Origin of the sequence: Cognatilysobacter xinjiangensis, assembly GCF_014651995.1 — a bacterium.
Classification (GTDB): Bacteria; Pseudomonadota; Gammaproteobacteria; order Xanthomonadales; family Xanthomonadaceae; genus Cognatilysobacter; species Cognatilysobacter xinjiangensis.
On sequence record NZ_BMXY01000001.1, the window covers coordinates 1034718 to 1046772 of the forward strand.

13 protein-coding genes are annotated in these 12055 nt (G+C 69.5%); 9 read left to right on the plus strand and 4 right to left on the minus strand.

Annotation, left to right across the window (positions count from 1 at the left end; translation table 11 throughout):
• Positions 1-6 precede the first annotated feature (6 nt).
• From IE066_RS04865 to IE066_RS04905, 9 genes are all read left to right on the plus strand, one after another.
• Complete coding sequence (locus IE066_RS04865; RefSeq protein ID WP_189447341.1) at positions 7-1437, plus strand: aldehyde dehydrogenase; 1431 nt, start codon at positions 7-9, stop codon at positions 1435-1437.
• On the plus strand, positions 1437-2102 hold the full coding sequence (gene can / locus IE066_RS04870) for a carbonate dehydratase (RefSeq protein WP_189447343.1): 666 nt from the start codon (positions 1437-1439) through the stop codon (positions 2100-2102). Before IE066_RS04865 ends, can begins: the two co-directional genes overlap by 1 nt.
• On the plus strand, positions 2099-2533 hold the full coding sequence (locus IE066_RS04875; protein ID WP_189447345.1) for a RidA family protein: 435 nt from the start codon (positions 2099-2101) through the stop codon (positions 2531-2533). Before can ends, IE066_RS04875 begins: the two co-directional genes overlap by 4 nt.
• Entirely contained in the window at positions 2530-3081 is a 552-nt protein-coding gene (locus tag IE066_RS04880; protein WP_189447347.1) for a 3-hydroxyanthranilate 3,4-dioxygenase, read from the plus strand. The genes IE066_RS04875 and IE066_RS04880 overlap by 4 nt, the downstream gene beginning before the upstream one ends.
• Before the next feature lie 69 nt (positions 3082-3150).
• Entirely contained in the window at positions 3151-4161 is a 1011-nt protein-coding gene (locus IE066_RS04885) for an amidohydrolase family protein (protein WP_189447349.1), read from the plus strand.
• Positions 4162-4165: 4 nt separating this feature from the next.
• Positions 4166-5443 (plus strand): kynureninase, encoded by a 1278-nt coding sequence (kynU, locus tag IE066_RS04890; protein WP_189447351.1) that lies wholly within the window; start codon positions 4166-4168, stop codon positions 5441-5443.
• Between the two features lie 114 nt (positions 5444-5557).
• Positions 5558-6916, plus strand: a complete 1359-nt coding sequence (locus tag IE066_RS04895; protein ID WP_229790666.1) for an FAD-dependent oxidoreductase — start codon at positions 5558-5560, stop codon at positions 6914-6916.
• Positions 6913-8352, plus strand: coding sequence for an exodeoxyribonuclease I (sbcB, locus tag IE066_RS04900; RefSeq protein ID WP_189447355.1), 1440 nt, complete (start codon positions 6913-6915; stop codon positions 8350-8352). Before IE066_RS04895 ends, sbcB begins: the two co-directional genes overlap by 4 nt.
• Positions 8353-8431: 79 nt before the next feature.
• Positions 8432-8992 (plus strand): DUF2939 domain-containing protein, encoded by a 561-nt coding sequence (locus IE066_RS04905; RefSeq protein WP_189447357.1) that lies wholly within the window; start codon positions 8432-8434, stop codon positions 8990-8992.
• Here IE066_RS04905 and IE066_RS04910 read toward each other — a convergent pair.
• The 4 genes from IE066_RS04910 to IE066_RS04925 form a co-directional block, all read right to left on the minus strand.
• Positions 8989-9918, minus strand: coding sequence for a 5'-nucleotidase (locus IE066_RS04910; RefSeq protein ID WP_189447359.1), 930 nt, complete (start codon positions 9916-9918; stop codon positions 8989-8991). The genes IE066_RS04905 and IE066_RS04910 overlap by 4 nt on opposite strands.
• Before the next feature lie 41 nt (positions 9919-9959).
• Positions 9960-10166 (minus strand): DUF2795 domain-containing protein, encoded by a 207-nt coding sequence (locus tag IE066_RS04915; protein WP_189447361.1) that lies wholly within the window; start codon positions 10164-10166, stop codon positions 9960-9962.
• A 21-nt stretch (positions 10167-10187) separates the two neighbouring features.
• Entirely contained in the window at positions 10188-11081 is an 894-nt protein-coding gene (locus IE066_RS04920; protein WP_189447363.1) for an SDR family oxidoreductase, read from the minus strand.
• Positions 11082-11160: 79 nt separating this feature from the next.
• A complete protein-coding gene (locus tag IE066_RS04925; RefSeq protein WP_189447365.1) occupies positions 11161-11952 on the minus strand; it encodes an NAD kinase in 792 nt (263 codons plus the stop codon).
• Positions 11953-12055: the final 103 nt, after the last annotated feature.

The window sequence follows — 12055 nt, forward strand, 5'->3', positions numbered from 1 at the left end:
CCCGGGATGCGCCTCAACCACTGGATCGATGGACGCGCGGCCCCGCCTGCTGCGGATGCCTGGATAGAGGTGCACGAGCCGGCGAACGGGCGCCTTCTCGGCGAGGTCGCGGCCGGCGATGCGCGCGACGTCGCGGCTGCCGTCGCAGCCGCGCGTGCGGCCTTCCCAGCGTGGTCCGGCTTGCGAAACAGTGAGCGTTCGCGCTGGCTCGAACGGCTGGCCGATGCGCTGGAGGCGCGGCTCGAGGGCTTCGCCCGCGCCGAGTCGCGCGATGCCGGCAAGCCGCTGAGGCTCGCGCGCACCGTCGACATTCCCCGCGCCGTCGCCAACCTGCGCTTCTTCGCCCATGCGGCGACGCAGTTCGCGAGCGAGGCACACCACGGCGAGGCCGGGCTCAACTACACGCTGCGCACGCCGCTCGGTCCTATCACGGCGATCTCGCCGTGGAATCTGCCGCTGTACCTGCTGACCTGGAAGATCGCGCCGGCGCTGGCCGCGGGCAACACGGTCGTCGCCAAGCCGTCGGAAGTGACGCCGTGGACGGCGACGCTGCTCGCCGAGCTCTCGGGCGAGATCGGGCTGCCGCCCGGCGTGCTGAACCTTGTCCACGGGCGGGGCCCGGAGGTCGGTGAGCCGCTCGTTACGCACCCGGACATCAAGGCCGTTACCTTCACCGGCAGCACCGGCGTCGGGCGGCGGATCGCGGGTCTCGCGTCGCCACTGCTGAAGAAGGTCTCGCTGGAACTCGGCGGCAAGAACGCGACGCTCGTGTTCGCCGACAGCGCGTGGCGCGACCATCTCGACCTGCTGGTGCGCTCGGCGTTCCAGAACACCGGCCAGATCTGCCTGTGCGGGTCGCGGCTGCTGGTCGAGCGATCGATCCACGACGAATTCGCCGAAGCCTTCGTCGAGCGCGTGCGGGCGCTGCGGGTCGGCGATCCCGCCGACGATGCTACGGACATGGGCCCGCTGGTCTCGCAGGCGCATTTCGACAAGGTGATTGCGGCGATCGGCCACGCTCGCGACGAAGGCGGCCGAGTGCTGTGCGGCGGCGGGCGCATCGACCGGCCGGGTTGGTACGTCGAGCCCACGGTGATCGATGGGCTCGGCGCCGACTGCGCGACCAACCGCGACGAGATCTTCGGCCCCGTCGCCACGCTGCAGGCCTTCGACGACGAAGCGCATGCGCTCGAGCTGGCCAACTGCGGCGACTACGGACTGTCCGCGTCGGTGTGGACGCGCGACCTCGGCCGCGCGCACCGACTGGCCGGCGCCCTGCGCGTGGGCATGGTCTGGATCAACACCTGGATGCAGCGCGACCTGCGCACGCCCTTCGGCGGCACCGGCGCTTCCGGCCTCGGCCGCGAAGGCGGCTGGGAAGCGATGCGTTTCTTCACCGAACCCAAAAATGTCGGCCTCTGCCTGGAGAACTGCTGATGACGGAGACCCTGGACGACCTGCTGGCCCGCAACCGCGAGTGGTCCGCGCGTATCGAACGCGAGGACCCGGGCTTCTTTTCGCGACTTTCGGGCCAGCAGGCGCCCGAATTCCTCTGGATCGGTTGCTCGGATTCGCGCGTGCCGGCCAACCAGATCATCGACATGGCGCCGGGCGAGGTGTTCGTGCACCGCAACGTCGCCAACGTCGTCGTGCACACCGACCTCAACTGCCTGTCGGTGCTGCAGTTCGCGGTGGACGTACTGAAGGTCAAGCACATCCTCGTCGTCGGTCATTACGGCTGCGGCGGCGTGCTGGCCGCGCTGACACGGCAGCGACTCGGCCTCGCCGACAATTGGGTGCGCCACGTGACCGACGTGGCGGAGAAGCACGTCGAGCGGTTGCAAGCGCTGCCCGACGCGCAGGCCAGGCACGACCGGCTGTGTGAGCTGAACGCGCTCGAACAGGTGGTTAACGTGTCGCACACCACCATCCTCCGGGATGCATGGGCGCGGGGTCAGGACATCACCGTCCACGCGTGGGTCTACAGCCTGCGCAACGGGCTGGTGACCGACCTGGGGCTGCACGTCGACGGGCGCACCGACCTGCCCGCCGCCTATGCACACGCGCTGGACCACATCGAAGCCACGGAGCGAACCGCATGAGCGAGAGCGACAGCATCATCCTCAAGGGCCACGCCCCCCGGCCCGTCGGCAGCTACCCGCATGCACGACGCGCGGGCAACCTGCTGCTGCTGTCGGGCATCGGCCCGCGGGACCCCGACACCAACCAGGTGGCCGGCGACGTACGCGACGCGGACGGCAAACTGCTGAGCTACGACATCGAGGCGCAGTGCCGCTCGGTGTTCCGCAACGTGCGCGCGGTCCTGACGGCGGCCGGCGCCGGTCTCGAGGACCTGATCGACGTCACCGTCTACCTCACCGACCTGCCGCACGACTTCCGCGTATTCAACGAGATCTGGGCGGAGTATTTCCCCGACCCGGCGAATGCCCCCTGCCGCACGACCGTCGGCGTCAGCTACCTGCCTACGCCGATCGCCGTCGAAATGAAGTGCGTGGCGGTGCTGAAGTCATGAGCCTGCCCGGTGCGCTGAACCTGCAGGCCTGGGTGGACGAGCATCGCGAGCTGCTCAAGCCGCCGGTGGGCAACAAGTGCATCGTCGACGGCGACTACATCGTGATGATCGTCGGCGGGCCGAACGCGCGCACCGACTACCACTTCGAGGAAGGCCCCGAGTTCTTCTATCAGCTCGAGGGCGAGATGGTGCTGCGCATCCAGGAGGACGGCGCGGTGCGCGACATACCGATCCGCGCCGGCGAGATGTTCTACCTGCCGCCGCGCGTCCCGCACAGCCCGCAGCGCAGCGAGGGCGGCGTGGGGCTCGTCATCGAGCGCCGGCGCCTCGCCCATGAGGACGATGCGCTGATGTGGTTCTGCGAGCGCTGCAACGCCAAGGTGTACGAGGAATTCTTCCACCTCGTCGACATCGAGCAGGACTTCTTCCGCGTGTTCGAGCGCTTCTACCGCAGCGACGAGCTGCGCACCTGCAAGGCCTGCGGGCACCTCAACCCGCGCCCGAACCGCTACGAGCTGCAGGCGACGAGCGAAGCCGACGTCACCTGAGGCCGCGACGCGGGTGCCGCGGCGCCCGCGTCGGTTATCTTCTGGGCGTCCCCGCCGCGCCGCCGCCCGATGCTGAAGATCGATACCCACGCCCACTACCTGCCGCGCGACTGGCCCGACCTCGCGCGCAAGTACGGCGACCCGCGGTTCCCGGTCATCCACCACACCGACGATGGCCGCCACCGCATCTACAAGGACGGGCGCTTCTTCCGCGAGATCTTCAGCAAGACCTGGGACCCGCAGGAGCGCATCGACGACTACGCGCGCTTCGGCGTGCAGGTGCAGGTGATCAGCACCGTGCCGGTGATGTTCAGCTACTGGGCGAAGCCGCAGCACGCGCTGGAGCTGCACCAGGCGCTCAACGACCACATGGCGCAGGCGGTGAACGATTTCCCGCGGCACTACGCCGGCATCGGCACGGTGCCGCTGCAGTCGCCACGCCTCGCAGTGCAGGAGCTCGAGCGTTGCATGGACCAGCTGGGCCTGCAGGGCGTGCAGATCGGCAGCCACATCGGCGACTGGAACCTGGACGCGCCGGAGCTGTTCGAGTTCTTCCAGGCGGCCAGCGAGCTCGGCGCGGCCATCCTCGTGCACCCCTGGGACATGATGGGGAGCGAGTCGATGCCGAAGTACTGGCTGCCATGGCTGGTCGGCATGCCCGCCGAGCAGTCCCGTGCCGCCTGCTGCCTCATCTTCGGCGGCGTGCTCGAGCGCCTGCCCAAGCTCAAGATCTGCCTCGCGCACGGCGGCGGTTCGTTCCCTTACACCATCGGTCGCATCGAGCATGGCTTCAACATGCGCCCCGACCTCGTCGCCACCGACAATCCGCGCAATCCGCGCGATTACATCTCGCGCCTGTATTTCGATTCCTGGGTCGCCGACCCGCGCGCGCTGCAGTACCTGCTCGACACCTGCGGTGCGCGCCGCGTGATGCTCGGCACCGACTATCCCTTCCCGCTCGGCGAGCAGGAACCGGGCGCCGGCATCGCCGCGCTCGCGCTCTCCGATGCGGACCGGGCCCGCCTGTACCACGGCACCGCGCTGGAATGGCTCGGCCTGCCGCTCTCCCGATTCGCATGATTCCATGACCGATATCTGCAACGACGCGTACGCAGCCCGGCTCGACGCCGCCGATCCGCTGCGCGACTTCCGCGACGAGTTCCTGATCCCGAAACACGCCGGTGAGCCGATGGCCTACTTCGTCGGCAATTCGCTCGGCTTGCAGCCGCGCGGCGCGCGCGCGCACGTCGAAACCGTGCTGCGCAAATGGGAGGAGGAAGGCGTCGAGGGCCACTTCACCGGCGACGCGCAGTGGATGCGCTATCACGAGCTTGTCCGCGAGCCGCTGGCACGGCTGGTCGGTGCGACGCCGCTCGAGGTGGTCGCGATGAATACACTGACCGCGAACCTCCACTTCCTGATGGTCAGTTTCTATCGGCCTACGCGCGAGCGCCCGGCGATCCTGATCGAGGCCGGCTCGTTCCCGTCGGATCGCCACGCCACCGCATCGCAGGTGCGCTTCCACGGCTTCGATCCCGCGACCGACCTGATCGAGGTCGAGCCCGACGAGGCGAACGGCACCATCTCGATGGCCGCCATCCGGCGGGCGATCGACGCGAACCGCGACCGACTCGCGCTGGTGCTGTGGCCGGGCGTGCAGTACCGCACGGGGCAGGCGTTCGACCTGAAGGCGATCGCCCGCCTCGCGCACGATGCCGGCGCGCTCTGCGGCTTCGACCTCGCGCATGCGGTCGGCAATATCGACGTCGAGCTGCACGACAGCGACGCCGACTTCGCAGCGTGGTGCCATTACAAGTACGTCAACTCCGGCCCGGGCGCGGTCGCGGGCGCATTCGTGCACGAGCGCCACTCGCGCGAGGACGTGCCGCGCTTCGCCGGTTGGTGGGGCCATGACCCGTCCTCGCGTTTCCGAATGGGCCCGGAGTTCGTGCCGGCCGCTGGCGCCGATGGCTGGCAGCTGAGCAATCCGCCAATCCTCGCGATGGCGCCGCTGCGTGCGTCGCTGGAACTGTTCGACCGGGCGGGCCTGCCGGCGCTGCGCGAGAAGTCGCGCTCGCTCACGGGGTACCTGGAGTCGCTGATCCACGCACGCCTGGCCGACGTGCTCGACCTGCTCACGCCGCGCGATCCCGCGCAGCGCGGCTGCCAGCTCTCGCTGCGGGTGCGCGGCGGTCGCGACCAGGGCCGCGCGCTCTTCGACCATCTCGCCGCGCACGGTGTGCTGGGCGACTGGCGCGAACCTGACGTGATCCGCATCTCTCCCGCGCCGCTCTACAACACGCACGCGGACGTGCTGCGTTTCGTGCGCCAGGTGGAACGATGGGCGGGCCGGGCGGACTGACGTGGCCGTGCAGCGGACGAATTGCCGCGCCGTCGTGTTCATCGGCCTAAACCCCGCACCCGCATGCGCAGGGCCGCGCCTACACTCCCGACTCGACCGCAGGACGGATGCGCCGTGAGCGAAAACCGCCACATCACGATCATCGGCGCCGGCCTGGCCGGCGCGTTGCTGGCCACACTGCTCGCGCGTCGAGGCTGGTCCGTCGACGTGTACGAGAAGCGCGGCGATCCGCGCGTGGCCGGCTACGCGGGCGGCCGCTCGATCAACCTCGCGCTCGCCGAACGCGGACGACATGCCCTGCGCATGGCCGACGCGGACGCGGCCGTGATGGGCCACGCGGTGATGATGCGTGGCCGCATGGTCCACTTCCCGGACGGCCGCACCGACTTGCAGCGATACGGACGCGACGACAGCGAGGTCATCTGGTCGGTGCATCGCGGCGAGCTCAACATCGTGCTGCTCGACATCGCCGAAGGCGCCGGCGTACGCCTGCATTTCGACCTCGGGCTGGCGGACGTCGACTTCGACCGTCGCATGGCGGTGTTCGCGACGCCCGATGGTGTACGTCGCGAAGTGGCCTACGAATCGCTGGTCGGCGCCGACGGCGCGGGTTCCGCGCTGCGGCATGCCATGGCGACTGTCGCGGACCTCGGTGAGCGTGTCGAAAACCTCGGTCACGGCTACAAGGAGCTGGAGATTCCGCCCGCCGCCGACGGAAGCTTCCGCATCGAGCCCAATGCGCTGCACATCTGGCCGCGCGGCCGCTACATGTGCATCGCGCTTCCGAATGACGAGCGCACGTTCACCGTCACCCTGTTCCTTCCGAGCAGCGGCGAGCCGAGTTTCGAGACGGTGCGCAACGGTGCGGAGGCGCGCGCGTTCTTCGAGCGCGACTTTGCCGACGCGTCCGCGCTGATTCCGGATCTTGAGCACGATTTCGACGCGCATCCGACCGGCGTGCTGGCGACGCTGTACCTCGACCGCTGGCACCTGCGCGGCGATGCCGTGCTCCTCGGCGATGCCGCCCACGCGATGGTGCCGTTCCACGGCCAGGGCATGAACTGCGCCTTCGAGGACTGCGTCGCGCTGGCCGATCATCTGGAGCGCGCACCCGACCGCGAAGCCGCGTTCGCCGCGTTCCAGCGGGAGCGGCTGCCGAACGCGCAGGCCATCCAGCAGATGGCGCTCGAGAACTACCTCGAGATGCGCGACCGTGTCGACAACGAGGATTACCTGCTGCAGCGTGCCCTGGAGCGCGAGCTCGCCGAGCGCCATCCCACGCGCTTCGTGCCGCGCTATTCGATGGTGACGTTCATGCGCCTGCCCTACGCGACGGCCTTCGAGCGCGGTCGCATCCAGCGCGAGCTGCTGGCCGAGCTCACGCGCGGGCACGAGAGCCTCGACACCGTCGACCGGGCACTCGCGGACCGGCTCGTGGTCGAGCGCCTCGCGCCGCTGGAGGCCGAGGCGTGAGCGACAGCTTCCTGTTCTACGACCTCGAGACCTTCGGTGCCTGCCCGCGCCGCAGCCGCATCGCGCAGTTCGCGGCCATCCGCACCGACGCGAGCCTGCAGCAGGTCGACGACGAGATCTCGTTCTTCGTGAAGCCGGCCGACGACCTGCTGCCCTCGCCGATCGCCAGCGTCATTACCGGCATCACCCCGCAGCACGCCAGCGACCACGGCGTGAACGAGGCCGAGGCCTTCGCACGCATCCACGATCAAATGATGCGGCCCGGCACCTGCACCGCGGGCTACAACTCGATCCGCTTCGATGACGAGTTCGTGCGTTACGGATTCTTCCGCAATTTCTACGACCCTTACGAACGCGAATGGCGCGGCGGCAACTGCCGCTGGGACCTGCTCGACGTGATGCGCCTCGCGCACGCCCTGCGGCCGGACGGCGTGGAGTGGGTGTATCGCGAGGACGGCACGCCTTCGTTCACCCTCGAAGGCCTCGGCCACGCCAACGGCGTCCGTATCGGCGACGCGCACGAGGCGCTGAGCGACGTGCGCGCGCTTATCGGGCTGGCCCAGCGGCTGCGCGCGGCCCAGCCCCGGCTGTGGGATTACTGCCTGCGCCTGCGCGACAAGCGCTTCGCCGGCAGCCTGCTGGACGTCGCCGCGATGAAGCCCGTGCTGCACGTTTCGCAGCGCTTCCCCGCGAGCCGCCTGTGCGCCGCGCCCGTCATGCCGCTGGCGATGCATCCCCGCGTCGGCAACCGCGTCATCGTGTTCGACCTCGCGCAGGATCCCGACATGCTGCTGGCGCTCGCGCCGGAGGCAATCGCCGATCGCCTGTACGTGCGCCAGGACGAACTGCCGGACGGCACGGAACGCATCGCGCTCAAGGAGGTCCATCTCAACCGCTGCCCGGCGCTGGTGGCCTGGGATCACCTGCGAGAGGCCGACCTCGCACGGCTGCGCATCGACGCCGCGCAGGTCGCGCGCCATGCCGAGCGGATCCGCGCGCGTGGCGCCGAGATCGCCGAGAAGGTGCGCCGCGTGTACGCCGCGACGCGCGAGCGCGAGCCCTCGGACTGCGACGCGTCGCTCTACGACGGCTTCCTGCCGGACGCCGATCGCCTGCGCTTCCCCGACGTACGCGGCACGCCGCCGCAGCATCTCGCCGGCGCGGATTTCGGCTTCACCGACGCGCGCTTGCCCGAACTGCTGTTCCGCTACCGCGCCCGCAACTGGCGCGACTCGCTGCGCGACGGCGAGCGCACGCGCTGGGACGGCTACCGTCGCGAGCGCCTCGCCGACGTCGGGCGCTCCGAGTACACCTTCGACTCGTTCTTCGACGAGATCGGCCAACTGCGGACCGACCGCGCCGACGACGCACGCGTACGGGCATTGCTCGACGACGTCGAGGCGTGGGGGCGCGAGTTGCAGACCTCGGTCGCCTGAGCCCCTGTGTCGCCGACGGCAGGCGCTGCACACGGGCCCCACCGCCGAACCGCTACCCTGCCGCGACTCCGGAGGTGCCATGAAGAAGCTGATCGCCCTGTTGGTCCTCGCCCTGCTGGCGTTCGTCGCGTTCGTCGCGGCGGGGCCGTTCCTCACGGTCAAATCGATCGGCGATGCGGTACAGCGCGGCGACATGCGCACGCTGGAACGCGAAGTCGACTTTCCGCTGGTGCGGGCCAGCCTCAAGGCCCAGCTCGAGGACTATCTGGCGCGCAGCATGGGCGATCCCTCGACCGACAGCCGCCTGCGCGAACTCGGACGGCAGGTGACGGCCACGATGACCGGTGGCGTGGTCGACGCACTGGCCACGCCCGCGGGCATTGGCGCGATCCTGCAGGGCCGCAGCGTGATCCGTCGCGCGATGGGCTACCCCGCCGAACGCAGCGGCGAGCCGGGCGCGGCGTTCGACCCGTTGCGGGATGCGCGTTACAGCTACGAGTCGGGCTCGCGCTTCACGGCCACCGTCAACAATGCCGACGGCGTGCCGATCGTCTTCGTCTTCACCCGTGAGGGCATCGACTGGCGTCTCACCGACGTGCGGCTGCCCGTCGACCGGCTGATCGCGAGCCTGACCGGCTAGCGCGTCACGTTGGCCACGCCGTGCGGCACGTGGCCCGCGGCGACATGGTCACGCGCGGACACGATGTTGTGCTCGGAGTCGTCGAAAAAGATGTCGGCGCCGAAGGCTTCGAGGAACGGTCCCTTTGAGCGGCCGCCGAGGAACAGCGCCTCGTCCAGGCGGATGCCCCACTCGCGCAGCGTGCGGATCACGCGTTCGTGCGCGGGCACCGAGCGTGCGGTGACCAGCGCCGTGCGGATGGGCGCATCCTCGCCGGTCGGAAAGGCCTGCTGCAGGCGATGCAGGGCGTCGAGAAAGCCGCGGAACGGGCCGCCCGACAGCGGCTCGCCGGCGCGCTGCAGCTCGTGCGCGGCGAAAGCGGCCAGGCCGCCTTCGCGCGAGACCCGCTCACCCTCGTCGTCGAAGATCACCGCGTCGCCGTCGAAGGCGATGCGTAGCTGGTCGGGATTGCGCGAGGCCGCAGACGCGGGCGAGCGCGAGGCTGACGGCAGCAGCATCGCCGCCGCCACGCCCGCCTGCAGCGCGGCGCGCACGTCTTCGCCATGCGCCGACAGGAACAGGTCGGCGCCGAACGGGCGGATGTACGGATACGGCGGCGCGCCATTGCTGAAGGCCGCGCGCCGGATCGACAGCCCGTGGTGCGCGATCGAATTGAAGATGCGCAGCCCCGTGTCCGCCGAGTTGCGCGAGATCAGGATCACCTCGACGCGCGGTGCCTCCGGCGGCGCGCCCTCGTTGAGGCGCAGCAGCTTTCGCACCAAGGGAAATGCGATTCCGGGCGCGAGCACGTCGTTCTCGTGCTCGCGCTGGTAGTCGGCGTAGGCCTCCAGGCCCTCGCGCTCGAACAGGCCGTGCCCCTCCTCCAGGTCGAACAGCGTCCGGGAGGAAATGGCGACGATCAACGGGTCCGCGTCACGATCAGGCATGCGGCCTATTGTGCACGCGCCGCTGTCGCAGGCGGTGCGACCTACTGCAGTCGGCCGTACCCCTTCATCACGTCCTGCGGGCCGCCGAAACGGTCCTGCTCGATGCGCTCGAGCAGCTGGATGATGTCGCGCGGCGCGGAATTCGCCTGCGCCGCCTGCAACAGGTCGCCCTTCGTGGCGGGATAGCTCACACCCGCGAGATAGCGTTCGACGTTCGACGGCGATTCGCCGCCCAGGCCCTGGGTCATGACGGTGCTCCTTTCGGTGGATCAGGTCGGGTCGCCGTGGGTGCGGCCGTCCTCGCTGGGACGATGCAGCGCGCCCTGCGGGTCGCGCACCGATGCGGGCACGTCGCGCTGCTGCCGGTCGGCCTGCTTGGCGGACATGCGGTCGCCGAGGCTGGGCGCGATCTTCGCGGTGAGGGTGTTCATCTTCGACATGGCGCCGACCTTGATGTCGCGCCCGCCTTCTTCAGCCGCCTTGAGGATCGCCTCGGCCACCTGCTCCGGCTCGATCATCGGCGTCGGCAGTTTCGGCTCCTCGGCCATGTAGTTCGCGGCATGCTGCGGATACGGCGTGTCGACCGCCGTGGGCTGGATCAGCACGACCTCGACCGGCGCCTTGTCCAGCAGCTCGATCTCCACGCGCAGAGCATCCGTGAAGCCCTTCACCGCGTGCTTGCTGGCCGAGTACATGCCCTGCAGGGGGATCACCGCGTCGGAGACTTCGCTGCCCACGTTGATCAGCGCACCGCCGTTGCGCTTGAGGTAGGGCAGCGCGACCAGCGAGCCGTTGACCGTGCCCCAGAAGTTGGTGTCGAAAAGGCGACGGTTGTCCTCGTCGCTCACCTCGTCCAGGCGCCCGTAGATCGAAACACCCGCGTTGTTGACCCAGGTGTCGATGCGGCCGAAACGTTCGATCGCCTTCTGCGCCGCTTCTTCCAGCGCAGCGCGATCCGCAACGTCGGCGACGCATACGAGCGCTTCGCTGCCCACGTCGCGCAGGCCCTGGCGGATCTCGTCAAGGGTGTCCTCGCTGCGTGCCAGCAGCACCACCTTGGCGCCCTGCTGGGCCGCCATGAGCGCGGTCGTCAGGCCGATGCCGCTGCTGGCGCCGGTTATCACGATCACCTGGGCGGATACGGGCTTGAGCTGCGCTTTCATGTGCGACCTCCTGTGAGACGTGCCCATGCTGTTGCCGTGGCCGTTACGCGGCCGCCAAGCGCAAGTGGATTTTTCGCGATCAGCCGCTGGTGAACTGCTCGGCCAGCATGCGTTCTTCGAGGTTGTGCTCGGGATCGAACAACAGCGTCACGGTGCGGTCGCGCGATTCGCGAATGGTGACTTCGACCGCGTCGCGCACCTCGTGAGAGTCGGCGGTGGCGCTCACGGGCCGCTTCAGCGGATCGAGCACGGTGAAGCGCACCTCGGTATCGGCCTTGAGCACGGCGCCGCGCCAGCGACGCGGGCGGAACGCGGCGATCGGGGTCAGCGCCATCACGTTCGCACCCAGCGGCAGGATCGGCCCGTGCGCGGAGAAGTTGTACGCGGTGCTGCCCGCCGGGGTGCAGACCAGCACGCCATCGCAGATCAGCTCGTCGAGGCGGGTCTGGCCGTTGAGGTCGATTCGCACGTGCGCGGCCTGCCGCGTCTGGCGCAACAGCGACACCTCGTTATACGCGAGCGAGCCCACGGTCGCGCCGGACTCGCTCTGCACGATCATCTCGAGCGGGCGCAGTACCGCGGGTTCCGCCGCATGCAGTCGCTCGACCAGCGACTCCATGCGCTGGTGGTTCATCAGGAAGCCGACGGTGCCGAGCTTCATGCCATAGACCGGTTTGCACAGCGTCGCGTGGCGATGGAGCGTCTGCAGCATGAAGCCATCGCCGCCCAGCGCGATCAGCACGTCGGCCTCGGCGGGCGGCACGTCGCCATGCAGGGCCACGAGCGCTTCGCGCGCGGCCTGCGCTTCCGGCGTCGGCGCGGCGAGGAACGCGAGCCGCGGTTGGGCGGTGAGCAGCGTTTCGTTCGGCATGGGCCGAGCATAACGGCTCGGGCGTCGCGATGAGGCGCCCCTGGAAAGACGAAACCCGCCGCACTGCACGTGCGACGGGCTTCGTGGCCCTGCGTGGCGGCCG

Excerpts from the sequence above, each read along its gene's own strand:
- IE066_RS04880 (WP_189447347.1), top strand. The coding sequence starts at position 2,530 with ATGAGCCTGCCCGGTGCGCTGAACCTGCAGGCCTGGGTGGACGAGCAT.
- IE066_RS04925 (WP_189447365.1), bottom strand. The coding sequence starts at position 11,952 with ATGCCGAACGAAACGCTGCTCACCGCCCAACCGCGGCTCGCGTTCCTC.
- kynU (WP_189447351.1), top strand. The coding sequence starts at position 4,166 with ATGACCGATATCTGCAACGACGCGTACGCAGCCCGGCTCGACGCCGCC.
- IE066_RS04865 (WP_189447341.1), top strand. The coding sequence starts at position 7 with ATGCGCCTCAACCACTGGATCGATGGACGCGCGGCCCCGCCTGCTGCG.
- IE066_RS04915 (WP_189447361.1), bottom strand. The coding sequence starts at position 10,166 with ATGACCCAGGGCCTGGGCGGCGAATCGCCGTCGAACGTCGAACGCTAT.
- IE066_RS04885 (WP_189447349.1), top strand. The coding sequence starts at position 3,151 with ATGCTGAAGATCGATACCCACGCCCACTACCTGCCGCGCGACTGGCCC.
- IE066_RS04920 (WP_189447363.1), bottom strand. The coding sequence starts at position 11,081 with ATGAAAGCGCAGCTCAAGCCCGTATCCGCCCAGGTGATCGTGATAACC.
- IE066_RS04905 (WP_189447357.1), top strand. The coding sequence starts at position 8,432 with ATGAAGAAGCTGATCGCCCTGTTGGTCCTCGCCCTGCTGGCGTTCGTC.
- IE066_RS04910 (WP_189447359.1), bottom strand. The coding sequence starts at position 9,918 with ATGCCTGATCGTGACGCGGACCCGTTGATCGTCGCCATTTCCTCCCGG.
- IE066_RS04875 (WP_189447345.1), top strand. The coding sequence starts at position 2,099 with ATGAGCGAGAGCGACAGCATCATCCTCAAGGGCCACGCCCCCCGGCCC.
- can (WP_189447343.1), top strand. The coding sequence starts at position 1,437 with ATGACGGAGACCCTGGACGACCTGCTGGCCCGCAACCGCGAGTGGTCC.